The organism is Streptomyces sp. NPDC041970 (assembly GCF_055588985.1).
In genome coordinates this window covers 1-24057 of the sequence record NZ_JBVJCD010000015.1, presented here as the reverse complement: position 1 = coordinate 24057, position 24057 = coordinate 1, and the positions used below count along the sequence as shown (strand labels likewise).

Here is a 24057-nt window from a genome sequence, read left to right as displayed (position 1 = left end):
CCGGTATGACGGACGGCCGCGTGACGGGTCTCACTTCCCGCTGTCGACGACCGCCTTCATCACGGCGCGGGCGATCGGGGCGGCCAGCCCGCCACCGGAGATGTCGTCCCGGTTGGCGTTGCCGTCCTCGACCACGACGGCGACGGCGACCGGGGAGCCGCTGTCGGTCTTCGCATACGAGATGAACCAGGCGTACGGCTTCTCGCTGTTGTTCAGCCCGTGCTGCGCGGTACCGGTCTTGCCGCCCACAGTGACGCCGGGAATGCGCGCCCTGGTTCCCGTGCCCTTCTCGACGACGGTCTCCATCATCCGCTGGAGCTTCTGGGCGTTCTCCCCGGAGAGGGCGCGGCCCATCTCCTCGGGCTCGTGCGTGGAGATGGGGTCGAGGTTGGGCGCCTGGCGCTCGGCCACCATGTACGGCTGCATGAGCTTGCCGTCGTTGGCGATAGCGGAGGCCACCATCGCCATCTGGAGCGGCGTGGTCCGGTTCGACGCCTGGCCGATGCCGGCCATCGCGTTCTGCGGCTTGTTGTCCTCGGGGTAGACGCTCGCGTCGGCGCGGACGGGCGTGAAGACTTCCTTGTTGAAGCCGAACTTGTTCGTCTGCTCGATCATCTTCCGGTTGCCGAGGTCGTCGCTCATCTTCCCGAAGACCGTGTTGCACGACCAGCGCAGGGCTTCGCGCAGCGAGGCGTTCTCGCAGGGGATGGCGCCCTCGTTCTTCAACTGGACGGTGGTCTGCGGCAGCGTCCAGGGCAGCGGCGAGTCCGTCTTGGCGTCGATGTCGTCGTAGAGCCCGTTCTCCAGGGCGGCGGCGGCGGTGACGACCTTGAAGGTGGAGCCGGGCGGATAGGTCTCCCGCAGCGCCCGGTTGAGCATCGGCTTGTCCTCGTCCTTCAGGAGCTTCTGCCGCGCCTCGGAGTCCTTCTCGGAGTTGCCCGCGAAGACCGAGGGGTCGTACGAGGGGGTGCTCGCCAGCGCCAGGATCGCGCCGCTGCGCGGGTCGAGGGCGACGACGGCCCCCTTCTTCCCGTCGAGCCCCTCGAAGGCGGCCTTCTGGGCGGCCCCGTTCAGGGTGGTGACGACGTTGCCGCCCCGCTTCTCGTCCCCGGTGAACATCGACAGGGTGCGGTCGAAGAAGAGCTGGTCGTCGTTGCCGGTGAGGATGCCGTCCTCCAGGCTCTCCAACTGCGAGGAGTCGAAGGCCTGCGAGGAGTAGCCGGTCACGGGGGCCCAGAGCGGGCCGTCCTTCCAGACCCGCTTGTACCTGAAGTCGCTGCCGTCCGTCTCGACGGACCCGGTGACCGCCTTGCCGTCCACGATGATGTCGCCGCGCTCGTGGGCGTAGCGCTCGATGCGGATGCGGCGGTTCTCGTCGCGGGCGGTCAGCTCGTCGGCGCGGACGTACTGGATCCAGTTGTCCCGGATCAGCAGGGCGAGCATGAGGAACCCGCAGAAGATCGCGACGCGGCGCAGCGGCTTGTTCACGGTCGGACCACCTGCGTCATCTCGGCGTCGGTCGACGGGGCGGGTGACGGGGCGGGGCGGCGGGCGGTGTCGCTGATGCGGATCAGGATGCCGATCAGCGCCCAGTTGGCGATGACGGACGAACCGCCGGCGGCGAGGAACGGCATCGTCATACCGGTGAGGGGGATGAGGCCCATGACACCGCCGGCGACGACGAAGACCTGGATCGCGAAGGCGCCCGAGAGGCCGATGGCGAGCAGCTTGCCGAACGGGTCGCGGGCCGCCAGCGCGGTGCGCACGCCGCGCTCGACGATCAGGCCGTACAGCAGGAGGAAGGCCATCACCCCGGCGAGCCCCAGCTCCTCGCCCACGGTGGCGAGGATGAAGTCGGTGTTCGCGGCGAAGAGGATGAGGTCGGAGTGGCCCTGGCCGAGGCCGGTGCCGAGCGTGCCGCCGGAGCCGAAGGCCATCAGCACCTGGGCCATCTGCTCACTGGCGGCGTGCTTCCCCCAACCGGCGAAGGGGTCGAGCCACGCGGTGACGCGGTCCTGCACGTGCGGCTCGAAGGACGCCACACCGACCGCGCCGGCCGCCGACATCAGCAGGCCGAAGACGATCCAACTGGTGCGTTCGGTGGCCACGTAGAGCATGACGACGAACATGCCGAAGAAGAGGAGCGAGGTGCCGAGGTCGGTCTCGAAGACGAGGATCAGGATCGACATGGCCCAGATGGCCAGGATCGGCCCGAGGTCGCGGCCGCGGGGGAGGTACATCCCCATGAAGCGGCGGCTGGCCAGCGCCAGCGCGTCGCGCTTCACCATCAGGTAGCCGGAGAAGAACACCGCGATGACGATCTTGGCGAACTCGCCGGGCTGGATGGACCCGATGCCGGGGATGGTGATCCAGATCTTCGCGCCGAACTGGGACGGGAAGAACATCGGCAGGATCAGCAGGAACAGCGCCACCACCATGGAGATGTAGGTGTAGCGCTGGAGGATGCGGTGGTCCTTGAGCAGGAGCAGCACGCCCACGAAGAGCGCCACCCCCAGGGCCGAGAAGATCAACTGCTTGGAGGCGGCCGGCGCGAAGCTGGGGTGGGCGAGCAGCCGTTCCGACTGGTCGAGGCGCCAGATGAGCGCCAGACCCAGCCCGTTCAGCAGCGTGGCCAGCGGCAGCAGCAGCGGGTCGGCGTACTTGGCGAACCTGCGCACCACGAGGTGGGCGACCCCGCCGAGCAGGGCGAGCCCCGCTCCGTAACCGAGCATCCCCGAGGGCAGTTCGCCGTTGAGGGCGAGGCCCACGTTGGCGTAGGCGAACACCGAGATGGCGACGGCGAAGACGACCAGTGCCAGCTCGGTGTTGCGGCGGCTCGGTGCGTCGATCGCGCCGATGGTGGTGGTGTTGGTGACAACGCTCATGGTGCTGAAGGCCCCCTACGGCTTACTGCTTACCGCACTGCGGGACCAGCTTCTTCTCATCCTCCGAGAGGCTGGGGCCGGAAGTGGGAGCTGTGGTCGGCTTGGTCCCCTTGGCGGAGGGCGTGGCGGAAGTGCTGGCGGAGGGGGCGCCGGTGGCGGCGTCCTCGTCCGTACGGGCCTTGTTCCGGGCGTCGGTCGCGCGGCGCTCGGCGTCCTTCTTGCAGGCGGAGGCCTGGGCGGCGAGCTCGGCGACCTTCTGGCGGGCGTCGGCGATGCTGCCCTCGGAGATGGTCGCCTCGACCTGCTTGCGCTGGTACGGCGGCAGGTACTTGAGCTCGATCTCCGGGTGGTTCTTCTCGATCTTCGAGAGCGAGATCCAGGCGAGGTCCTGGCTGATCCCGCGGTAGAGCGCGACGTTCTCGTCCTGCGTGCCGACGTAGTACTGGTTCTGCGTCCAGCGGTATCCGCCGTACAGCCCGCCGCCGACCACGGCCAGCGCGAGCACGGTGTAGAGGGAACGCTTCAGCCACGTGCGGCCGCCGCCCCGCTTGACGAAGTCCTCGTCGGTGTACGCGTCGTAGGAGCCGTCCGGCATCCCCCCGTAGCCCGCGTCGCCGCTGCCGGGGGGGCCGAAGCCGCCGGCGGGCGGGGGCGTGGGGCGGCCGAGGCCGGCCGCGCGCCCGGCGGGCGTCTGCATGGCCCCGCCGTCGCCGAGCTGGGCGGCCTGGTTCTCCGCGACCGCGCCGACGACGACCGGTGTGTCGCTGAGCCGTCCGGCGAGGGTGTCGTTGCCGTCGACGTCCAGGACGTCGGCCACGATGCAGGTGATGTTGTCGGGGCCGCCGCCGCGCAGAGCGAGCTGGATCAGCTCCTGGATGGTCTCCTGCGGGCCCTGGTAGCTGGCGAGGGTCTCCTCCATCGTCTGGTGCGAGACCACGCCGGAGAGGCCGTCCGAGCAGATCAGGTAGCGGTCGCCGGCGCGGACCTCGCGGATGGAGAGGTCCGGCTCGACGTGGTCGCCGCTGCCCAGCGCCCGCATCAGCAGGGAGCGCTGGGGGTGGGTGGTGGCCTCTTCCTCGGTGATCCGGCCCTCGTCGACCAGCCGCTGCACCCAGGTGTGGTCCTGGGTGATCTGCGTCAGCACGCCGTCGCGCAGCAGATAGGCGCGGGAGTCGCCGACGTGCACCAGGCCGAGTCGCTGACCGGTCCAGAGCAGGGCGGTGAGCGTGGTGCCCATGCCCTCCAACTGGGGGTCCTCCTCGACCATGACGCGCAACTGGTCGTTGGCCTGCTGGACCGCGGTGCCGAGCGACGTCAGGAGGTCGGAGCCCGGTACGTCGTCGTCGAGCTGGACGAGCGTGGAGATCACCTCGGAGCTGGCGACCTCACCGGCCGCCTGGCCGCCCATGCCGTCGGCGATCGCGAGGAGCCGGGGACCGGCGTAGCCGGAGTCCTCGTTGCCCTCCCGGATCATGCCCTTGTGCGATCCGGCGGCGAAGCGCAGCGACAGACTCATGCGCACCTCGCCCGTCGGCTCGGGGTACAGCCTGTCTCGAGCCACACTGCCCACCCTCCGGTCGGGAACCGGGCAGCGTCCGTCGTCCATGCTGCCGCGGCTCGCTCGCTCCGCTCGCTCATTGTCGTACTACTTCCGCAGCTCGATGACGGTCTTGCCGATACGGATCGGCGCGCCCAGCGGAACTGGTGTCGGGGTGGTGAGCCGGGTCCGGTCCAGATACGTGCCGTTGGTGGAACCGAGGTCCTCGACGATCCACTGGCCGTCACGGTCCGGATAGATCCTGGCATGTCTGCTGGAGGCGTAGTCGTCGTCCAGCACGATCGTGGAGTCGTGGGCCCGGCCCAGGGTGATGGTCTGCCCCTGGAGCGCGACCGTGGTGCCCGTGAGGCTGCCTTCGGAGACGACCAGCTTCGTGGGCGCCCCGCGGCGCTGCCGGCCGGACTGCTGGCGCTGCTGGGGTGGCGCCGCTTGTTGTGGTTGGCGGCCCTGCTGGGGGCGCGCGTCGGCGGCAGTGCGGCGTGAGCCGCGCTGCGTGACGCGCGTTCCGAACAGGTCGCTGCGAATGACCTGGACGGCCACGATGACGAACAGCCACAGAACAGCCAGGAAACCTAGCCGCATGACCGTCAGGGTCAGCTCTGACATTGCCCCCGCTTCACCCTTCGGCTTGCCGGTAAACGATGGTGGTGCTGCCCACGACGATCCGCGAGCCGTCGCGGAGCGTAGCGCGGGTGGTGTGCTGCCCGTCCACCACGATGCCGTTGGTGGACCCGAGATCCTGGATCGTCGAGGGCGTTCCGGTCCGGATCTCACAGTGCCGGCGCGATACGCCGGGGTCGTCGATCCGCACGTCGGCTTCGGTGCTGCGTCCCAGCACCAGCGTCGGGCGGGAGATCTGATGGCGGGTGCCGTTGATCTCGATCCAGCGCCGCGTCCGGGCGTCCGGCGGCGGGCCGGGCGTGGCCGGCGGACGCCGGTCGTTCGCGGGGGCCGAGGGCCGTCCGGCGCCGGGCGGCGGGGCCGCGGGCATCGGCGGGGCGGCGCTCGGGGGATAGCCGTAGCCGCCCGGCGACTGCGGGGCGGCGGGCCGCCCGGCCGCGGGCGACTGGAACGGGGCCTGGGGGTCGGACTGTGACGAACTCGACGCCAGCGTGCGGCTGCGGACCCGGTAGAGCCCGGTGTCGAGGTCGTCGGCCTTCTCCAGGTGGACCTTGATGGGGCCCATGAACGTGTAGCGCTGCTGCTTGGCGTAGTCGCGCACCAGGCCGGAGAGTTCGTCGCCCAACTGGCCGGAGTACGGGCTGAGGCGCTCGTAGTCGGGCGTGCTGAGCTCGACGATGAAGTCGTTGGGGACGACGGTCCGTTCGCGGTTCCAGATCGTCGCGTTGTTGTCGCACTCGCGCTGGAGGGCGCCCGCGATCTCGACCGGCTGCACCTCGGACTTGAAGACCTTGGCGAAGGTGCCGTTGACCAGCCCTTCGAGGCGTTGCTCGAAACGCTTCATGACCCCCATGGGGCACCTCCTCCGGTGTCATCGTCCCTGTACTGCTTACTGATCGTATCCACGCGTCGGGAAATCGGCTGGTTCCCCTTGTCTGGCCTGTGGATGAGTGTCACCCCTCACACGGATCGTAGAGGTGGCCTCCCCACAGTGTCCCGCACTCGGGACGCACTGAGGAGGAGTGGGGGCGACGGCTCGGGGTTCCCGCTTCCCCCCGGGGAAGCGGTGAAACGACGGATGTGAAACCACCCTGTCCTGCGTGCTAATCTTCCGGATGTCGCCAGGGGATCGCACCGGAACAACGGTGGGAGAGCCTGGAAACACCACTCTTGCGCGAGTGGCGGAACGGCAGACGCGCTGGCTTCAGGTGCCAGTGTCCTTAGGGACGTGGGGGTTCAAATCCCCCCTCGCGCACAACGGGTAGTCGCTTGCGACTGCCGGGTTGGTTCGACAGAACCCCCGCCTCGGAGAGATCCGGAGCGGGGGTTCTTCGTTGTGCGGATGTTCCGGGTCGCCGTGTCGTGGGCACGCTGTGATGGTGCCCGCCCCCAGGGGAGCCGACGTCGGCGTCCTGTGTTCGAGGGGGCGGGCGACGTCGTACGGGCCGGGGGTGGTGAGGGGGGAGCAGGGGCGTGACCCGTCGGGCGGCATCCGGCGGAGGGTCGGCGGTGCCGTGGCGAGCGTTCGCCGACGGCGATGTGCGGGGTGCGGGCACGGTTTCCGGACAGAGCGATGGTCCGCGTGCGGGCTCGCTTGCATACGCTGACCGCGAAGGTTGGATCGACGGCGGCTCGGCGGTGAAGGGCTGAGCGCATAGAACGTCCCGGAGGCAGGAAATGGCGAAGCAGGCTCGCGCGGTCCAGACGTGGCGGTCGATCGTGGACGCCGCGGCGAGCGTCTTCGACGACTACGGCTACGAGCGTGCCGCCATCTCGGAGATTCTCCGCCGCGCCAAGGTCACCAAGGGGGCGCTGTACTTCCACTTCGCCTCCAAGGAGGCCATCGCCCAGGCCATCATGGATGAGCAGACCTCCACGGTCGAGTTCTCGCAGGAGGGATCTCCGCTCCAGTCCCTGGTGGACGGCGGCCAGCAGTTCGCCTTCGCGCTGCGCCACAACTCGATGGCCCGTGCCGGTACGAGGCTCTCCATCGAGGGCGTCTTCCTGGGGGGACCGCACCCGTGGGGCGACTGGATCGACGCGACGGCCCGCATGTTGGAGCTGGGCCAGGAGCGCGGCGAGGTGTTCCCCCAGATCGACCCGATGGTGACCGCGAAGATCATCGTCGCCTCGTTCACCGGCATCCAGCTCGTCTCGGAAGCCGACTCCGGACGGGCCGACCTGCGCGAGCAGGTGGCGGAGATGTGGCGCCACATCCTGCCGTCGATCGCGCACCCCGGAGTCATCGCCCACATCAAGCCGGAGGGCCGGGTGGACCTGGCGGCCCAGGCGCGGGAGAAGGCGGAGCGCGAGGAACGCGAGGAACTGGAGGCCAGGAGAGCCGCCGCCAAGGACGCGGCGGCCGCCTCCGGGGCGGACGCGGGCGCCAGGCCGGGCGGTACGGGGCTCCGGGGCGGCGGCGCCGGTCGCGGCGGTGACACGGGGAGCGCGGCTGACGAGGCCGAGGAAGAGCCTGCCGGCGCGGCGGTGGCGGCCGGACGGGTCGGCTGACCTGACCCGCGCGCAGAGGGCGGGCGGTGTTTGCTGTGCGGGGCGTTTCGCTCTCGTGCGGGGTGTTTCGCTCGCCCGGTGACGTGGGGCCCGGTGTTTCGCGGGTGCGGGGATGCGCGTGGGCGGCGTTTCTCACCCCTGATGTTTCACGTGAAACGCCCGATTCATCGTCTTCGTCGGCGGTGGGGTGCGGCGGGGCCGGGGCGGGTCGGTGCGACGGCGGAGGCCCTGCCGCCGTGACGGCGGGCGTGTCGGCGGGCGTCGGGCCTCGGGCGTGCGGGTTCCGCGCGTAATTCTGGACAAGTTCCGGCTCCGGCGCGGGGCGGCGGCGTACGGGCAGGTCGGCGGGCGGTGCGGGCTCGCTCGGGACCCGGCGGGACCCGGCGGGCAGGGGACGGTCGTCCGGAGCGTCAGGGGAGGATCAGGAGCCCTCCGGGGCCCCGGCGCGGTTGTAGCGCAGCAGGTAGTCCGCGAAGCGGGCGAGGTCCCGCGCCGTCCAGTCGGCCAGCCGCTCCTGGTAGGCGGCCCGGCGGCTCGCCTGGGTGGCGGTCAGCGCGCGCGTGCCGGCCTCGGTGGGGTGCAGGACCTGGATGCGGTGGTCGTCCGGGTCGGGGTGGCGCTCGATCAGGCCCAGCTTCTCCAGAGCCGCGATCTGCCGGCTGACCGTCGACTTGTCCAGCATGTAGTGCGCCGCCAGGTCGGTGGCCCGGCAGCCGTGCCGGTCGTCGATGTGCGCCAGCAGCGTGTACGAGACCAGCGGCAGCTCCGGGTGCAGTCGGGCCGCCGCGGCGCGCGCCCGGCGCGCGAAGGCGGTCAGCTCGCGCTGGATGACCTCCAGCGCCTCCTCGCGCTCGCGGTCGCTTCCGTTCGGGGTGTTCGTCACGCTCGTTCCACCTTTCCCGCATTTAGGTTGTACAGTACAACGAGTTAGTAGTTGTAAAAGCCAACCATAGGAGATCGTTCTGATGTCCGCAGGCTCTCGCACCGCCCCCGGCCCCGCGGCCGGGTCGCTGCGCCATGTGCTCGGTCACCTCCTCACCCCCCTGCTGATGTGCGTCGGCATGGGGCTCGCCTACCTGGGCGCCTTCCACGCACCGCAGCCGCACGACCTGCGGGTGGACATCGTCGGCTCCGGGGCCGGCGCCCAGGTGCTGGCCCAGACGCTGCAGGACCGGGGGGACGGCGCCCTGGACGTACGGACCGTGGCGGACCGGAGCACGGCCGAGGAGCACCTCAGGACCCAGGAGAGCTTCGGCGCCTACCTGCCGGGCGCGCGCCCCGAACTGATCGTGGCCTCCGCGTCGTCGGACACCAGCGCCACCGTCGTGGAGAAGGTCTTCACCAAGGCGGCCGCCGCGGAAGGCGCCCCGCTGAAGGTGACGGACGTGGCGCCGACCGCGGACGGCGATCCGACGGGACAGGGCGTCTTCTTCCTGCTGGTCGCGATCAGCATCGGTTCGTACGCCTCGGTCGCCGTGATCGGCGGCGCGGGCGGCGCGCTGCCGCTGCGCGTCCGGGCCGTGCTGGTGGCGGGCGCGTCGCTCGTGGTGAGCCTCATCGGCGCGGTGTTCGCGGGTCCGCTGTTCGGCCTGGTCGATCAGGGGATCGTGGGGCTCTGGGCGCTGGGCTGGCTCTACTCCGCGGGCATCCTGCTGATCGGCGTCGGGCTGCACACCTTCCTCAAGCGGTGGACGACGCTCGCGGTGATGGTCCTGTTCGTCATGCTCAACTTCACCAGCTCCGGCGGCATCTACCGCCCCGAGCTGCAGCCCGGCTTCTTCGGGTCGCTGCACTCCTTCTGGAACGGCGCGGGCTTCATCGAGGGCGTGCGCAGCCACGTCTACTTCGGCGGCCACGCCCTGGGCGGCCATGTGCTCGTCCTGGTGCTCTGGCTGATCGCCGGACTGGCCCTGCTGGGCGTCGCCGGTCTCGCCGAGGCGCGCAGGCGGGCGGCGCCGTCCACCGGTGCGGAGCGGGGCGCCGCGGCCGAGGAGAAGGCCGAGCGGGAGAAGGAGGAGCTGGAGGAGGAGTTGGAGGAGGCGGTCGGCGTCTGAGCGGACCGGGACCGGGACCGGCCCGCTGCCGTCGACACGGCCGACCACGGGGCCGTCCACGGGGCCTCGTCCCCGGGGCCGGGCGGGTTGGCCGGGAACGGCGGTACCGTCGTTCCCGGCCGCTGCTGGGCAGGGCCGCTGACCGGAGCGGGACGCCGGACGGCCGAGGAGCGTACGAGTGCGGGGGAGGCGGGGCCGATGAGCGGAACCGGGGCGGCGGGGCCGGAGCAGGACGCGGGCGGGGCGCGAGCGCGTATTCCGGTCGTGCCGGGGTTCGCACGGCGCGGGGCGTCGGGTTCGCGGAAGGCGGCGGGCAAGGCGCTCCGCGACCGGGTGCCGCGTTCCGCCCACGCCTCGCTGGACCTCCCGCCGGGGCGGCCGGACGCCGTGCGGGCGGTCGAGGAGTCCAACCGGGGCCGGGTGCCCGGCCTGACGCCGATACGGGTGGGCCGGATGACGGCCACCCCGTTCGCCTTCCTGCGGGGCGCCGCCGGGCTGATGGCCCACGACCTGGCGGGCGGCCCGGTCTCCGGAGTGGGCGCCCAGCTCTGCGGCGACGCGCACGCGGCCAACTTCGGCCTCTACGGCGATCCGCGCGGCCACCTGGTCATCGATCTGAACGACTTCGACGAGACGGTCTTCGGCCCCTGGGAGTGGGACCTCAAGCGGCTCGCCACCTCGTTGGTGCTGGCCGGCCGGGCCGCCGGGGCCGACGAGGACACCTGCCGCCGGGGCGCGTACGACACGGTCGGGGCCTACCGCCGCACGATGCGGCTGCTGGCCCGGCTGCCCGCGCTCGACGCCTGGCACGCCATCGCGGACGAGGAACTGGTCTCGCACACCGACTCGCGCGATCTCGCCGGGACCCTGGAGCGGGTCTCGGAGAAGGCCCGCAAGAACACCAGCGCCCGGTTCGCCGCCAAGTCCACGGAGGAGTGCCCCGACGGAGGACGGCGCTTCGTGGACGCCCCGCCCGTCCTGCGCCGGGTGCCGGACGCCGAGGCCGCGGCCGTCGCGACCGGACTCGGCGGCTACCTCTCCACCGTCTCCGAGGACCGGGTGCCGCTGCTCGCCCGGTACGCGCTCCACGACGTGGCGTTCCGCGTGGTCGGCACCGGCAGCGTGGGGACCCGGTCGTACGTGGTCCTGCTGCTCGACCACCGCGGGGAGCCGCTGGTCCTCCAGGTCAAGGAGGCGCGTCCCTCGGTGCTCGCGCCCCATCTCCCGGCGGTCGGCTTCGACGTGCCGCGGGTGGAGCACGAGGGCCGCCGGGTGGTGTTCGGGCAGAAGCGGATGCAGGTCGTCAGCGACATCCTGCTCGGCTGGGCGGACGTCGACGGCAGGCCGTTCCAGGTCCGCCAGTTCCGCAACCGCAAGGGCAGCGTGGACCCCGCCGCGCTCGCCGCCGATCAGGTGGACGACTACGGGCGGATGACCGGCGCGCTGCTCGCACGGGCGCACGCGCACAGCGCCGATCCGCGGCTGCTGGCCGGCTACTGCGGCAAGGGCGACGAACTCGACGAGGCGATGGCGGCCTTCGCGGTGCGGTACGCCGACCGTACGGAAGCGGACCACGCGGAGCTGGTGCGGGCGGTCAGGGCGGGCCGGATAGCCGCCGAGTGCGGCGTATGACGGGGCCGAGGCGCGGGCGCCGGGGGCGGGACGGGGCCGGGACCCCGGCACGGGGGTCCACCGCGTGTCCCGTGCGGCGGGACCGTGGCCATACGCTGGACGGGTGACCCACGAAGCCGCCGGGGTGCCGACCACCCGGAACGATGATGACCGGCAGGACGACGACCAGCTCCACGCCCCGCGTCCCGCGCCGGACGCGCAGGGCGCTCCGGAGGCCGCTGACGCTCCGGAGGCCCCCGGTGAGCCGCGGGAGGACGCGGCGCGCCCCGAGGCGCGGCTGGCCAGGGCGGTGCGGGTGGCCGAACAGGCGCTGATCGAGTTCGAGATCGCGGTGGAGACCTTCCGGGTCGAGGTCGAGAACTTCTCCCGGCTGCACCACCAGAAGCTCGGCCCGATGTACGCCCGTCTCGACGAGCTGGACGCCCGGATCGCGGAGGCGCGGGCCGCCCGCACCGGCGACCCCGAGGACTGGCGCAAGGCGCGGGAGGCGCGGGCGGTCGTCATGCCGATGCCCGGTGTGGACGAGCTGTTCCACGACTGGATGGACACCGACGGGCTGTCCCCCGAGGCCGCGGCCATGCTCACGGAGCAGCCGGTCCAACCGCCGAAGCGGGTCAGGCCCAGCGAGGAGGCCCGCAGGCTCTACCGCGAGCTGGCCCGCAAGGCGCACCCGGACCTCGCCCAGGACGAGCAGGAGCGGGAGCGCCGGGACGAGTTCATCGCTCGGGTCAACGCCGCCTACGGCCGAGGCGACGTCGAGTCGCTGAAGGAGCTGGTCGCGGAGTGGGCGGCCGGCCCGGTGCTGCCGCCGTCGCCGCTGAGCGAGAGCGAGGAGCTCTACGCCCGGCTGGAGTGGCTGAGCAGGCGCAAGGAGCTGCTGTCCGTGCTCGCCAAGGAGCTGGAGGAGGGCGCGATCGGCTCGATGCTCCGCATGGCCCCGGACGATCCGGACCGGCTGCTGGAGGACATCGGGGAGCAGTTGCTGGGCGAGGTCTCCCGGCGCGAGGCCGAGCTGGCGGAGCTGGTGCAGTAGCGTTCCCGGTGACCCTGCCGCGTACGTACGAGAGAAGGCATGACCCATGAATTTCGCCCCGCTGCCCTCGGTGGACGCCGCGGAGGTCCCGTCGGACGGCTTCGTCCTGGACGTCCGTGAGGACGACGAGTGGGCGGCCGGGCACGTCGAGGGTGCGCTGCACATCCCGATGAGCGACTTCGTCGGCCGGTTCGGCGAGCTGACCGAGGCCGCCGGGGACGGTCGGCGCGTCCATGTGATGTGCCGCGTCGGCGGACGGTCGGCCCAGGTCACCCAGTACCTGGTGCAGCAGGGCGTCGACGCGGTGAACATCGACGGCGGTATGCAGGCCTGGGAAGGCGCCGGGCGGCCGATGGTCACGGACGACGGAGCGCCGGCCTTCGTGCTGTGATGCCCGCCTCCGCGGTGAGGTGGAGCGCCGGCCTTGGTCCTGCGGCCCCTGTGCCGCCGTCGCCCACCGCCGTGGTGAGGGGGCGGCGGCGCCTGCCGGTGCGTCAGCGGTCGAAGTCCAGCTCCACCTCCGGGGTGAGCGGGTGCGACTGGCAGGCCAGCACGAAGCCGGCTCCGGTCTCCTCCGGCTCCAGGGCGAAGTTGCGGTCCATCCGGACCTCGCCCGAGACCAGGAACGCCCGGCAGGTCCCGCACACCCCGCCCTTGCAGGCGTAGGGGGCGTCCGCACGGCTCCGCAACACGGTGTCCAGCAGTGATTCCGAGCCCCGCACGGCCCAGCTCCCCGAGCGGCCGTGGAGCGTCGCCGTGAGCGTGGCGTCGGTCGGGGCGGTGACGCGGGCCGCCGGGGCGTCGGCGGGGCCGTCGTCGACGTGGAAGACCTCCTGGTGGACCCGGACGCGGTCGACGCCGAGCGCCCGCAGGGCCTTCTCCGCGCTTCGCACGAGGCCGAGCGGGCCGCACAGGAACCAGCCGTCCACCTCCGCCACCGGAAGCACGGCGGGCAGCAGGCCGGTGAGCCGTCCGGTGTCCAGCCGCCCCGAGGGGAGGCCGGCCGCCTGCTCCTCTCGAGAGAGGGCGGTGACGAGCTGGAAGCGGTCCGGATACCGGTCCTTGAGGTCGGCCACCTCGTCGAGGAACATCGTCGAGGCCGCCGTCCGGTCGCTGCGGATCAGGCAGAACCGGGCCGCCGGCTCCCGGTCCAGCAGGGTGGCCGCCATGGACAGCACCGGTGTGATCCCGCTGCCGCCGACCACGGCCGCGAAGAGTCCGGGGCGCGGCTCCAGGACGAACCGGCCCGTGGGCGGCATGGCCTCCACCTGATCGCCGACGGACAGCTCCTTCAGCGCGTACGTGGAGAACGCTCCTCCGTCGACCAGCCGGATGCCCACCCGCAGCACGGGCTCGCCGGGCGGCTCGGTGGCCGGTGCGCAGATCGAGTACGAGCGGCGGACCTCCTCGCCGTCCACGGTGTAGCGCACGTTCAGATGCTGGCCCGGGGTGTGGCGGAAGGTCTCGTGCAGCTCGGCGGGGACGGCGAGGGTGACGGCCACCGCGTCGTCCGTGATCCGTTCGATCGCGCTGACCCGGAGCGGATGGAACATCTACAACTCCTTGAAGTGGTCGAACGGCTCACGGCACGTGACGCAGCGGCGCAGGGCCTTGCACGCCGTGGAGGAGAACCGGCTCAGCAGCTCCGTGTCCGTGGAGCCGCAGTGCGGGCAGCGCACCGAGAGCGTCAGCGGCACGGGGCCGTCGCCGGCGCCGCTGGAGCGCGGCGGCGCTATGCCGGACTCCGCGAGCTTGCGGCGGCCTTCGGCGCTGATGTCGTCCGTCGACCAGGCCGGTGCGAGGACCGTGACCACCGCGACCTCCGGCACCCCGTGGTCGTGCAGGACGCGCTCGATGTCGGCGGACATGGCCTCGATCGCGGGGCAGCCCGTGTAGGTCGGGGTGATCCGCACGGTCGCCCGGCCCGCGCCGTCCACCCGTACGCCCCGCACGACGCCCAGCTCCGCCAGGGTCAGAACCGGGAGCTCCGGATCGGGAACGGAACCGGCGAGCCGGCGCAGCTCGGCCTCCAGCCGGGTGTCGGTCACCATGACGCCCCCGGATGGCTGCGGTGGAGGTGCTGCATCTCGGCGATCATGCGGCCGAACGGCACGGTGTGCAGGCCCTGCCGTCCCGCTCCCGCCGCCCACCCTCCGGACTGCGGGCCCGCCGGGAGCGTCAGGGTGGCCCGTGCGACGACGTCGGAGACGGCGGTGAGCCAACGGGCCCGCAGCTCCTCGAAGTCGACGGCGGAGCCGGGGCCCTCCAGCCCCTCGACCGGCTGGAACATCTCTCCGGTGAAGCGCCACAACGCGTCGAGGCCGCGCTGCATCCGGCCGTGGCTCTCAGCGGTGCCGTCGCCGAGCCGCAGCACCCACTGCTCGGCGTGGTCCCGGTGGTAGGCCACCTCCTTCACCGCCTTGGCCGCGAGGCCGGCGAACTCGCCGCGGCCGGTCGCCAACCGCTCGTACAGCAGGTGCTGGTACACCGAGAAGTAGAGCTGCCGGGCGATGGTGCGGGCGAAGTCCCCGTTCGGCTGCTCGACCAGTTGGAGGTTGCGGAAGGCCCGCTCCTCGCGGAGGTAGGCGAGCTCGTCCTCGTCGCCGACGAGCGAGAGCAGGACCCGTGCCTGCCCCAGCAGGTCCAGGGCGATGTTGGCGAGAGCCACCTCCTCCTCCAGGACGGGGGCGTGGCCCGCCCACTCCCCCAGCCGGTGCGAGAGCACCAGGGCGTCGTCTCCGAGGGCGAGGGCGGCGCTCACAGGTGCTTCACCCCTTCCGGGATCTCGTAGAACGTCGGGTGGCGGTAGGGCTTGTCCCCGGCCGGCTCGAAGAACGAGTCCTTCTCGTCGGGGGAGGAGGCGGTGATCTCGGTGGAGGGGACCACCCAGAGGGAGACGCCCTCCGAGCGGCGGGTGTAGAGGTCGCGGGCGTTGCGCAGGGCCATCTCGGCGTCCGGCGCGTGCAGGCTGCCGGCGTGGGTGTGGGACAGTCCGCGCCGCGAACGCACGAACACCTCCCACAGCGGCCAGTCGGTCGAGCTGGTCATGGCGTCTCCTCCCCCTGCTGTGCGGGCCCCGCGGACTCGGCGCCGGTCGCCGGCGCGTGCGCCCGCGCCGGTGGGGCCGGAGCGCCGGGCGCGATGTGTTGGGCGGCTGACGCGGGCGGGGCGTGCTTGGCGGCGTAGGCGGCCGCGGCCTCCCGGACCCAGGCGCCCTCCTCGTGGGCCCTGCGGCGCTGGGTGATCCGCTGTTCGTTGCAGGGGCCGTTGCCCTGGAGGACCTCGTGGAACTCCGCCCAGTCGATCGGGCCGAAGTCATGCCGTCCGCGCTCCTCGTTCCACCGCAGGTCGGGGTCCGGCAGATCGAGGCCCAGCGCCCGGGCCTGCGGCACGCAGATGTCCACGAAGCGCTGCCGCAGCTCGTCGTTGGAGTGCCGCTTGATCTTCCAGGCCATGGACCGCTCGGAGTGGGCCGAGGCGTCGTCCGGGGGGCCGAACATCATCAGGGACGGCCACCACCAGCGGTTCACCGCGTCCTGGGCCATGGCGTGCTGGGCCTCGGAGCCGCGGCTGAGGGCGAGCAGCAGCTCGTACCCCTGGCGCTGGTGGAAGGACTCCTCCTTGCAGATGCGGACCATCGCGCGGGCGTAGGGGCCGTAGGAGCAGCGGCAGAGCGGCACCTGGTTGGTGATCGCCGCCCCGTCCACCAGCCAGCCGATCGCCCCGACGTCGGCCCAGGTCAGCGTCGGGTAGTTGAAGATCGACGAATAGCGCTGGCGGCCGGCGTGGAGCTTGTCGAGCAGCTCCTCGCGGCTGGTGCCCAGCGTCTCCGCGGCGCTGTAGAGATACAGCCCGTGGCCGGCCTCGTCCTGCACCTTCGCCATCAGGATCGCCTTGCGCCGCAGCGAGGGGGCGCGGGTGATCCAGTTGGCCTCCGGCTGCATCCCGATGATCTCCGAGTGGGCGTGCTGGGCCATCTGACGGACCAGCGAGGCCCGGTAGGCGTCCGGCATCCAGTCGCGGGGCTCGATCCGCTCGTCCGCGGCCACGGTCGCCTCGAAGGCCCGTACGCGGGCCGCGTCCCCCGCCTGCCCCGCGTCCACCGTGCCCGACGCCCCCCGCGCCGCTTGGCCCGCAGTCACTGCCGCCATCCCGGACTCCCTACCGACCGATCGTTCGGTTCTCTGGCTTCAATGGTGAGTCGGAGGCCCGTAGGGTGTCAACCCTGTGGATAACTGAGCGGTGATCGACGGTGGGCGGGGCGGGATGGATGCGGATCACGGCGGGGGCCCGGCGAACCGGCAGAAGGCCCCCTGGCCCTCGGCTTCGGCGCCTCAGGCGGACGTGCCCGACGCGCCCGCGCCCCCGTCTTCGGCGGACCCGGCGGACCCGGCGGGCCCCGCGGACACAGCGGGCCCCTCGGCCGGCCGTGGCATAGCCGGGCTCTCCTTCCCGTACCAGGTGGGCGCGGCCCTGGCGCTCTCCCTGATCGGGCTGCTGGCCTGCGCCCACGTGGCCGTGGTCTTCCTGCACGTCGCCCCGTCGAACACGCTGACCAAGCAGCACGGGGAGACCATCGACGACTGGGTCTACCCGGAGTTCGAGCAGAACTGGAAGCTGTTCGCGCCCAACCCGCTCCAGCAGAACATCGCCGTCCACGTGCGCGCCGAGGTGGTGGGGGAGGACGGCCGCCGCACCACCGGCTGGATGAGCCTCACCCACGAGGACGGCGAAGGGATACGCGGCAACCTCCTGCCCAGCCACATCCACCAGAACGAACTCCGCCGGGGCTGGGACTTCTACGTCAACTCCCACGACGGCGAGAACCGTTCCACGAGTCTGCGCGGCGACCTCTCCGAGCGCTACGTCCGCCGCATCGCGATGCTGCGGCTGAGCGGACGGGACTACGGCGGCACGATCGAGCGCATCCAGCTCCGCTCCGCCAGCACCCCCGTCGCCCCGCCCCCGTGGAGCACGGAGCGGATCGACACCCGGCCGGTCCACCGCGTGCTCCCCTGGTGGACCGTGACCCCGGACGACCTTCCCGCGCGTGACGCGGAGCGGGCCCGGAACGCGGCGCACGGTGCGGAGGGCAACAGGTGACCACCCCTCCGCCGTCCGGCCCGCAGCGCCCCGCCGGGCCGCCCGCCGACCCGCAGCGCCCCGGCGGGCCGCCCGCCGACCCGCCGCGCGCCGCCACACCCCTGCCATCCGCCCCGGCTCAGGCCGCCGCGCCCCACCGCAGTGCCGTCCGCCCGCCTGCCGCCCCCCGCCCCGGCGTCCCCGCCAACGGCCCGGCCCGCGCCCTCCAGCGCGTCACCGCCTCGGCCCTCGGCCCGTACCAGAGCGCCGTCGTCCGGATCGGGTTCGCCGCCACGTACCTCTTCTTCCTGCTGCGCGAGCTGCCCCACCGCCATGAGCTGTACGGCCCCGACAGCCCGTGGCGCTGGGACCTCGCCCGGCGGCTCACGGACAGCAACGACGCCTTCTCCGTACTGCTGTGGACCGACAGCGCGCTCTGGTTCGAGGCCGTCTACGCCCTCACCCTGCTGTCCGCCGCCGCCCTCCTCCTCGGGTGGCGCACCCGGACCATGTCCGTCCTCTTCATGGTCGGCGTGCTCTCCCTGCAGAACCGCAGCATCTTCATGGGCGACGGCGGCGACAACGTCGTGCACCTCATGGTGATCTACCTCGTGCTGACGCGCTGCGGCCAGGTCTGGTCGCTGGACGCCCGGCGCGCGGCCCGGAACGCCGGACGCGCGGCGGCCGGTTCGCGGCCCGCTCGGGACGTCGCGGGGCCGGTGCTCTGGGCCGTGCTCGGGCCCGTCCTGGCGGTCGCCACGGTGATGGGCGGGCTCGGCGGCACCTGGTGGCTCCCGGCCCTGCTGTGGGCGGTCTGGCTCTCCGCCGCCGCCTGGTGGGCCGTGAACCGCCGCGCGCCCCGCGGGCAGTCGCGCATCCTGCTCGACGTGCTGGCCAACCTCGTGCACAACGCCACGCTGGCCGTGATCATGGCCGAGGTCTGCCTGATCTACGCGACCGCCGGCTGGTACAAGATCCAGGGCTCGCGCTGGCAGGACGGCACCGCGCTCTACTACCCGCTCAAGCTGGACTACTTCACCCCGTGGCCGGCCCTCTCGGACGTCCTCGCCTCCAGCGGGCTCGTGGTGATGGTGCTGACGTACGGCACGGTCATCGCCCAGGTCGCCTTCCCCTTCACCCTGTTCAACCGGCGGATCAAGAACGTCCTGCTGGTCGTGATGATCGGCGAGCACGCGGGGATCGCCCTGCTGCTCGGACTGCCGTTCTTCTCCCTGGCGATGATCGCGGCCGACGCCGTCTTCCTGCCCACCGCCTTCCTCGTGTGGCTCGGCGGCCGGGCCGCGCTCGGCAGGCGGCGGCTGCTCTCCCGGCTGCCCGCACGGTCCCCGGAACGCGCGGCGGCGGAGCGGCCGGCCCGACCGCCGCGACCGGCCGGGACCGGGCCGGACGAGGACGCCCACGGCGGTACGGGGGGACCCCGGCGCCCCGGTGGCGGCGGGGGCCATACGCTCGTCGGGTGAGCAGCGAGACCGGCAGCACCCAGGAACCCCCGGCCGACCCCCAGGACCCCGCCGGGGCGGAGCCCCTCCAGTACGACGACGGGTACGGCCCGGAGGTCGGCGTCGGGCCGCACCCGCTGCCCTGGCCCGAGGGCGAGCGCTACGACCCCGAGCTGCTGGCCCACGGCGACCGGCGCAACGTCGGCGACGCCTACCGCTACTGGACGCGGGAGGCGATCGTCGCCGACCTCGACCTCCGGCGGCACGACTTCCACGTGGCCGTGGAGAACTGGCACCACGACTTCAACATCGGGTCGGTGGTGCGGACCGCCAACGCCTTCCTGGCCAAGGAGATCCACATCGTGGGCCGCCGGCGCTGGAACCGGCGCGGCGCCATGGTGACGGACCGCTACCAGCACGTCCGCCACCACCCCGACACGGCGGACCTGACCGCGTGGGCGGAGTCCGAGGGGCTGCCGATCATCGGGATCGACAACCTCCCCGGAGCCGTACCGCTGGAGCGGACCGAGCTGCCCCGCCGGTGCGTGCTGCTCTTCGGGCAGGAGGGGCCCGGCCTGACCGAGGAGGCCCGCGAGCACGCCGCCATGGTCTGCTCCATCGCCCAGTTCGGTTCGACGCGGTCCATCAACGCCGGAGCCGCCGCCGCGATCGCGATGCACGCGTGGGTGCAGCGCTACGCCGCCGTCCCGGACCCCCGTGACGGCCTGCGGGGGACGCCGGGGGCCGCTCCCTAGGCCTGGCGCCGCACCTCCACCACGCGGAAGCGGTTGGCGACGAAGGCCCCGTCGCACAGGGTCGCGTTCGCGGCGGGGTTGCCGCCGGAGCCGTGGAAGTCGGAGAAGGCCGCCGTCTGGTTGACGTAGACCCCTCCGGTCAGGTTCAGCGAGAGCTGGGCCGACTCCTCCAGGCAGACGTCCTCGATCGCGCGCTCCACCTCGGGCGACGTGGTGTAGGCGCCGACCGTCATCGCCCCCTCGTCGCGGATGGTGCGGCGCAGCAGCTCCAGGGCGGCGGGCGTCGACTCGACCGCGACCGCGAAGGAGACCGGGCCGAAGCACTCCGAGAGGTAGGCCGCGCCGTCGTCGGCCTTGGCGGCGTCGAGCTTGACGATGACGGGGGTGCGGACGACCGCGTCGGGGAACTCGTCGTTCGCCACCGTGCGCGAGGCGAGGGCGACCTCGCCCAGCTTCCCGGCCGCTTCCACCCGAGCCAGCACGTCGCGGTTGACCAGGGCGCCGAGCAGCGCGGCCGCGCGGGCGTCGTCCCCGAGCAGGCCCGTGACGGCGGCGGCGATGTCGGCGACCACGTCGTCGTAGGACTTGGGGCCCGCGTCCGTGGCGATGCCGTCCCGCGGGATCAGGAGGTTCTGCGGGGTGGTGCACATCTGGCCGCTGTACAGGGAGAGGGAGAACGCCAGGTTGGCGAGCATCCCGCGGTAGTCGTCGGTGGAGTCGACGACGATCGTGTTGACGCCGGCCTTCTCCGTGTGGACCACGGCCTGGCGGGCGTTCTCCTCCAGCCAGTCGCCGAAGGAGGTCGAGCCGGTGTAGTCGATGATCCGGACCTCCGGGCGGAGCGCCAGGGACTTGGCGATGCCCTCGCCGGGGCGCTCGGCGGCCAGGGCCACCAGATTCGGGTCGAAGCCCGCCTCGCGCAGCACGTCGCGGGCGATGCCCACGGTGAGGGCCAGCGGCAGCACGGCGCGCGGGTGCGGCTTGACCAGCACCGGGTTGCCCGTGGCGAGGGAGGCGAAGAGTCCGGGATAGCCGTTCCACGTGGGGAACGTGTTGCAGCCGATGAGCAGCGAGACGCCGCGGCCGGAGGCGACGTACGACTTGTGCAGCTTCAGCGGATCGCGCTTGCCCTGCGGCTTGGACCAGTCGGCGGTCCCGGGGGTGCGCGTCTGCTCCCGGTAGGCGTACGCGACGGCCTCCAGGCCGCGGTCCTGGGCGTGCGGCCCGCCCGCCTGGAACGCCATCATGAAGGCCTGGCCGCTGGTGTGCATCACGGCGTGGGCCAGCTCGTGGGTGCGGGCGCTGATCCGCGCCAGGATCTCCAGGCAGACCAGGGCCCGGAGCTCCGGCCCGGCCGCCCGCCAGGCGCCCGTGCCGGCCCGCATCGCCGGGATCAGCACGTCCGGGTCGGCGTGCGGATACTCGACGCCGAGCCGCGGCCCGTACGGCGAGACCTCGTCGCCGGTCCAGCCGTCGGTGCCCGGCTGTCCCAGGTCGAGCCGGGTGCCGAGCACCGCGTCGAACGCGGCCCTGCCCTCGGCCGCGCCGAGGCTGCCCGGAGCGCCGCCTTCCCCGTACGCCTTCGGGTGCTCGGGGTGCGGCGACCAGTACGCACGGGTGCCGATCGTGTCCAGGGCCCGGTCGAGCGTGGGCCGGTGGGTCTCGGATAGCTGCTGGGGGGTGAGCGCGGCGGCCATGGCGGACCAACTCCTCGTCGAGCCGGGCGGTGACGTACGGACGGAGTTAGAGTAACCGAACGATCGGTCGGGACAAGGGGCCCCGAAGGACCTGTGGACAACCCATGGGGGAGGATCGCGGACATGACCACGGCCAAGCGGGACACGTACACCCCGGAGACCCTGCTCACCGTCGCCGTTCGCGTCTTCAACGAGCGTGGCTACGACGGCACGTCCATGGAGCACCTTTCGCGGGCCGCAGGCATCTCGAAGTCCTCCATCTACCACCATGTGGCGGGCAAGGAGGAGCTGTTGCGGCGAGCCGTCAGCCGGGCGCTCGACGGGCTCTTCGCCATTCTCGACGAGCCGGGGGCGCTGCGCGGGCGCGCGATCGAGCGGGTCGAGTACGTCACGCGCCGCACGGTCGAGGTGCTGATGGCCGAGGTCCCCTACGTCACGCTGCTGCTGCGGGTGCGGGGGAACACGAAGACCGAGCGCTGGGCGCTGGAGCGCCGCCGCGAGTTCGACCAGCGCGTCGCGGAGCTGCTGCAGGCCGCGGTGGCCGACGGCGACCTGCGGGCGGACGTGGACATACGGCTGGCGACCCGGCTGCTGTTCGGCATGGTGAACTCCCTGGTCGAGTGGTATCGGCCGCAGCCCGGCGGCTTCCCGGACGAGGACCAGCTCGCCGACACGGTCGTCCGACTGGCGTTCGAGGGGATGCGGGCGAACGGCCGCTGAGCCCTTGCGGGGGCGGCGCGCGGCGCCGAACCACGCGGTGCCGAACCGCACGGCGGCGCGCGCGGCGCCGAACCGCGCGGCCCGCGTGCTGCCCGGCCGTGCTCCGGCCGTCCCCGACCGGCCTCCGCCTCCCGCGTCAGCTCCGCTCCGGCCGTCCCCGACCCGCCTCCGCCTCCCGCGTCAGCTCAGCTCCGGCCTGCCCAGCTCCGCCGGCCGGTCCGGGTACGGGCCGAGGTCCGTCTCCTCGAACACCAGCAGGGTGCGGGTCGAGAGCACCTCGGGAATGGCCTGGATGCGGGTGAGGACCAGCTCGCGCAGCGCCCGGTTGTCCGGCGTGTGCACCAGCAGCAGGACGTCGAAGTCGCCGCTCACCAGCGCGATGTGCGTGGCCCCCGGAAGCGCCTGGAGCTGTTCGCGCACGGTGCGCCAGGAGTTCTGCACGATCTTGAGCGTGATGTACGCGGACGCGCCCTGGCCCGCCCGCTCGTGGTCGACGCGGGCCCCGAAGCCCCGGATCACGCCGTCCTCGACGAGCCGGTTGATCCGGGCGTAGGCGTTGGCGCGCGAGACGTGGACCCGTTCGGCCACCGACCGTATCGAGGCGCGGCCGTCCGCCCGGAGGATGCGCAGGATGTCGCGGTCGGTGGCGTCCAGGGGCCGGGCGGGCGGTGCCGGCGGTGCCGGCGTGGCCGCTGGGACGGCTTGGGCCGGAGCGGGCGGCGGCGACGGGGACGCCGTTGGGTCGGGACCGTCGCCTGTGTCGGCCATTCGTTCAGCTCTCATCCGCCCGCGCCTCCGTGTCATGGACGACCTGACCCCATCACAGGCTGTGGAGAACCGTTTGTCCACAGGCCGACGGCGCCTGTAGCCAAAATGCGTTCGCGACCGAACAATCGGTAGGTGAGGCAGGCCGCGTCCGCGTCCTGTCCGCTCTCGACATCTCGTTCCGCGGCGACACCCCCGATCTCTCCCGATGCCAGGAGGTGCTTCTCATGACGGTCCAAGAGCTGCCCGGCGCGGCCGCCTACCGGCCCACGCCGCCCCCGGCCTGGAAGCCGATCACCGACCCCGCCCCGCTGCTCCCGGACCCGGAGCCGTTCCGGGTGCTCGGCACGGAAGCGGTCGCCGGTGTCGAGCCCGAGCTGCTGCTGCGCCTCTACGCCGAGCTGGTCCGCGGCCGCCGCTACAACGCGCAGGCCACCGCGCTGACGAAGCAGGGCCGACTGGCCGTCTACCCGTCGAGCACCGGCCAGGAGGCGTGCCAGGTCGCCGCCGCACTGGTCCTGGAGGAGCGCGACTGGCTCTTCCCCAGCTACCGCGACACGCTGGCGGCCGTCGTACGGGGTCTCGACCCGGTCGAGGCCCTGACCCTGCTGCGCGGCGACCGGCACACCGGTTACGACCCGCGCGAGCACCGCATCGCACCGCTGTGCACCCCGCTGGCCACCCAGTTGCCGCACGCCGTGGGGCTGGCGCACGCGGCCCGGCTCCGGGGCGACGACGTGGTGGCGCTCGCCCTGGTCGGCGACGGGGGCACCAGCGAGGGCGACTTCCACGAGGCGCTGAACTTCGCGGCCGTCTGGAAGGCCCCGGTCGTCTTCCTCGTGCAGAACAACGGCTTCGCCATCTCCGTGCCGCTGGCGAAGCAGACCGCCGCCCCCTCCCTCGCGCACAAGGCGGTGGGGTACGGGATGCCGGGCCGCCTCGTCGACGGCAACGACGCCGCCGCCGTGCACCAGGTGCTCGGCGAGGCGGTGGTCCGGGCACGGCGTGGCGAAGGACCGACCCTGGTCGAGGCGGTCACCTACCGCATGGACGCCCACACCAACGCCGACGACGCCACGCGCTACCGGGTGGACAGCGAGGTCGAGGCCTGGCGGGCGCACGACCCCGTGCGGCTGCTGGAGCGCGAGCTGACCGGCCGGGGGCTGCTGGACGACGAGGCCGTCGAGCGGGCGCGGGGGGGGGGGGGGGGGGGGGGGGGGGGGGGGGGGGGGGGGGGGGGGGGGGGGGGGGGGGGGGGGGGGGGGGGGGGGGGGGGGGGGGGGG

At 72.7% G+C, this 24057-nt stretch carries 23 protein-coding genes and 1 tRNA gene; 11 read left to right on the top strand and 13 right to left on the bottom strand.

Annotated elements, in window-relative coordinates; translation table 11 throughout:
• Nucleotides 1-30: 30 nt before the first annotated feature.
• From ACZ6EJ_RS10855 to ACZ6EJ_RS10835, 5 genes are all read right to left on the bottom strand, one after another.
• On the bottom strand, nucleotides 31-1488 hold the full coding sequence (locus ACZ6EJ_RS10855) for a peptidoglycan D,D-transpeptidase FtsI family protein (protein ID WP_469266173.1): 1458 nt from the start codon (nucleotides 1486-1488) through the stop codon (nucleotides 31-33).
• Nucleotides 1485-2885 carry an FtsW/RodA/SpoVE family cell cycle protein gene (locus ACZ6EJ_RS10850; protein ID WP_469266171.1) on the bottom strand — a complete coding sequence of 467 codons (1401 nt, stop codon included), beginning with the start codon at nucleotides 2883-2885 and terminating at the stop codon, nucleotides 1485-1487. The genes ACZ6EJ_RS10855 and ACZ6EJ_RS10850 overlap by 4 nt, the downstream gene beginning before the upstream one ends.
• Nucleotides 2886-2907: 22 nt before the next feature.
• Nucleotides 2908-4401, bottom strand: a complete 1494-nt coding sequence (locus ACZ6EJ_RS10845; protein ID WP_469266297.1) for a Stp1/IreP family PP2C-type Ser/Thr phosphatase — start codon at nucleotides 4399-4401, stop codon at nucleotides 2908-2910.
• 129 nt (nucleotides 4402-4530) lie between these two features.
• Nucleotides 4531-5049 carry an FHA domain-containing protein FhaB/FipA gene (locus tag ACZ6EJ_RS10840; protein ID WP_469266170.1) on the bottom strand — a complete coding sequence of 173 codons (519 nt, stop codon included), beginning with the start codon at nucleotides 5047-5049 and terminating at the stop codon, nucleotides 4531-4533.
• A gap of 10 nt (nucleotides 5050-5059) precedes the next feature.
• Nucleotides 5060-5917, bottom strand: coding sequence for an FhaA domain-containing protein (locus ACZ6EJ_RS10835; protein ID WP_469266169.1), 858 nt, complete (start codon nucleotides 5915-5917; stop codon nucleotides 5060-5062).
• A 319-nt stretch (nucleotides 5918-6236) separates the two neighbouring features.
• Here ACZ6EJ_RS10835 and ACZ6EJ_RS10830 point away from each other — a divergent pair.
• Both ACZ6EJ_RS10830 and ACZ6EJ_RS10825 read left to right on the top strand, forming a co-directional pair.
• A tRNA-Leu gene (locus ACZ6EJ_RS10830) sits at nucleotides 6237-6319 on the top strand.
• Between the two features lie 422 nt (nucleotides 6320-6741).
• Nucleotides 6742-7575, top strand: a complete 834-nt coding sequence (locus ACZ6EJ_RS10825) for a ScbR family autoregulator-binding transcription factor (RefSeq protein ID WP_469266168.1) — start codon at nucleotides 6742-6744, stop codon at nucleotides 7573-7575.
• A 421-nt stretch (nucleotides 7576-7996) separates the two neighbouring features.
• Here the strand turns inward: ACZ6EJ_RS10825 and ACZ6EJ_RS10820 are convergent, their stop codons facing one another.
• Entirely contained in the window at nucleotides 7997-8458 is a 462-nt protein-coding gene (locus tag ACZ6EJ_RS10820; protein ID WP_469266166.1) for a MarR family winged helix-turn-helix transcriptional regulator, read from the bottom strand.
• Between the two features lie 82 nt (nucleotides 8459-8540).
• On the opposite strand from ACZ6EJ_RS10820, the gene ACZ6EJ_RS10815 reads away from it, so the two are divergent.
• The 4 genes from ACZ6EJ_RS10815 to ACZ6EJ_RS10800 all read left to right on the top strand — a co-directional run bounded on the left by ACZ6EJ_RS10815 (nucleotide 8541) and on the right by ACZ6EJ_RS10800 (nucleotide 12685).
• Nucleotides 8541-9629: an ABC-2 transporter permease gene (locus tag ACZ6EJ_RS10815; protein ID WP_469266165.1), complete on the top strand. Its 1089-nt coding sequence runs from the start codon at nucleotides 8541-8543 to the stop codon at nucleotides 9627-9629.
• A 198-nt stretch (nucleotides 9630-9827) separates the two neighbouring features.
• Nucleotides 9828-11261, top strand: coding sequence for a DUF2252 domain-containing protein (locus tag ACZ6EJ_RS10810; RefSeq protein WP_469266163.1), 1434 nt, complete (start codon nucleotides 9828-9830; stop codon nucleotides 11259-11261).
• A gap of 103 nt (nucleotides 11262-11364) precedes the next feature.
• Nucleotides 11365-12294: a J domain-containing protein gene (locus tag ACZ6EJ_RS10805; protein WP_469266161.1), complete on the top strand. Its 930-nt coding sequence runs from the start codon at nucleotides 11365-11367 to the stop codon at nucleotides 12292-12294.
• A 46-nt stretch (nucleotides 12295-12340) separates the two neighbouring features.
• Nucleotides 12341-12685: a rhodanese-like domain-containing protein gene (locus ACZ6EJ_RS10800; RefSeq protein ID WP_469266160.1), complete on the top strand. Its 345-nt coding sequence runs from the start codon at nucleotides 12341-12343 to the stop codon at nucleotides 12683-12685.
• 103 nt (nucleotides 12686-12788) lie between these two features.
• Here ACZ6EJ_RS10800 and ACZ6EJ_RS10795 read toward each other — a convergent pair whose 3' ends face one another.
• The 5 genes from ACZ6EJ_RS10795 to paaA are packed head-to-tail and all read right to left on the bottom strand — an operon-like array spanning nucleotide 12789 to nucleotide 16445.
• A complete protein-coding gene (locus ACZ6EJ_RS10795; protein ID WP_469266158.1) occupies nucleotides 12789-13847 on the bottom strand; it encodes a 2Fe-2S iron-sulfur cluster-binding protein in 1059 nt (352 codons plus the stop codon).
• Complete coding sequence (gene paaD, locus ACZ6EJ_RS10790) at nucleotides 13848-14345, bottom strand: 1,2-phenylacetyl-CoA epoxidase subunit PaaD (RefSeq protein ID WP_469266157.1); 498 nt, start codon at nucleotides 14343-14345, stop codon at nucleotides 13848-13850.
• A complete protein-coding gene (gene paaC / locus ACZ6EJ_RS10785) occupies nucleotides 14339-15055 on the bottom strand; it encodes a 1,2-phenylacetyl-CoA epoxidase subunit PaaC (RefSeq protein WP_469266155.1) in 717 nt (238 codons plus the stop codon). Before paaC ends, paaD begins: the two co-directional genes overlap by 7 nt.
• On the bottom strand, nucleotides 15052-15342 hold the full coding sequence (gene paaB / locus ACZ6EJ_RS10780) for a 1,2-phenylacetyl-CoA epoxidase subunit PaaB (RefSeq protein WP_145808212.1): 291 nt from the start codon (nucleotides 15340-15342) through the stop codon (nucleotides 15052-15054). The genes paaC and paaB overlap by 4 nt, the downstream gene beginning before the upstream one ends.
• On the bottom strand, nucleotides 15339-16445 hold the full coding sequence (gene paaA, locus ACZ6EJ_RS10775; RefSeq protein ID WP_469266153.1) for a 1,2-phenylacetyl-CoA epoxidase subunit PaaA: 1107 nt from the start codon (nucleotides 16443-16445) through the stop codon (nucleotides 15339-15341). The genes paaB and paaA overlap by 4 nt, the downstream gene beginning before the upstream one ends.
• A gap of 115 nt (nucleotides 16446-16560) precedes the next feature.
• Here paaA and ACZ6EJ_RS10770 point away from each other — a divergent pair, with 115 nt between their 5' ends.
• From ACZ6EJ_RS10770 to ACZ6EJ_RS10760, 3 genes are read left to right on the top strand one after another with little or no spacing between them, the layout of a single operon-like run.
• Nucleotides 16561-17397, top strand: a complete 837-nt coding sequence (locus ACZ6EJ_RS10770) for a DUF5819 family protein (protein WP_469266152.1) — start codon at nucleotides 16561-16563, stop codon at nucleotides 17395-17397.
• A complete protein-coding gene (locus ACZ6EJ_RS10765) occupies nucleotides 17394-18857 on the top strand; it encodes an HTTM domain-containing protein (protein WP_469266150.1) in 1464 nt (487 codons plus the stop codon). Before ACZ6EJ_RS10770 ends, ACZ6EJ_RS10765 begins: the two co-directional genes overlap by 4 nt.
• Nucleotides 18854-19591, top strand: a complete 738-nt coding sequence (locus ACZ6EJ_RS10760; protein ID WP_469266148.1) for a TrmH family RNA methyltransferase — start codon at nucleotides 18854-18856, stop codon at nucleotides 19589-19591. The genes ACZ6EJ_RS10765 and ACZ6EJ_RS10760 overlap by 4 nt, the downstream gene beginning before the upstream one ends.
• Here ACZ6EJ_RS10760 and paaN read toward each other — a convergent pair.
• Nucleotides 19588-21288, bottom strand: a complete 1701-nt coding sequence (paaN, locus tag ACZ6EJ_RS10755; protein ID WP_469266147.1) for a phenylacetic acid degradation protein PaaN — start codon at nucleotides 21286-21288, stop codon at nucleotides 19588-19590. The two genes, ACZ6EJ_RS10760 and paaN, sit on opposite strands and share 4 nt — an antisense overlap.
• Before the next feature lie 123 nt (nucleotides 21289-21411).
• Here paaN and ACZ6EJ_RS10750 point away from each other — a divergent pair, with 123 nt between their 5' ends.
• On the top strand, nucleotides 21412-22008 hold the full coding sequence (locus ACZ6EJ_RS10750; protein WP_469266145.1) for a TetR/AcrR family transcriptional regulator: 597 nt from the start codon (nucleotides 21412-21414) through the stop codon (nucleotides 22006-22008).
• A 180-nt stretch (nucleotides 22009-22188) separates the two neighbouring features.
• On the opposite strand, the gene ACZ6EJ_RS10745 is transcribed toward ACZ6EJ_RS10750, so the two are convergent.
• Nucleotides 22189-22776 (bottom strand): Lrp/AsnC family transcriptional regulator, encoded by a 588-nt coding sequence (locus tag ACZ6EJ_RS10745; protein WP_469266143.1) that lies wholly within the window; start codon nucleotides 22774-22776, stop codon nucleotides 22189-22191.
• A 224-nt stretch (nucleotides 22777-23000) separates the two neighbouring features.
• Between ACZ6EJ_RS10745 and ACZ6EJ_RS10740 the strand changes: the two genes are divergently transcribed.
• Nucleotides 23001-24057, top strand: a 1057-nt coding sequence (locus ACZ6EJ_RS10740) for a thiamine pyrophosphate-dependent dehydrogenase E1 component subunit alpha (protein ID WP_469266141.1), incomplete at its 3' end; no start/stop codon positions are given.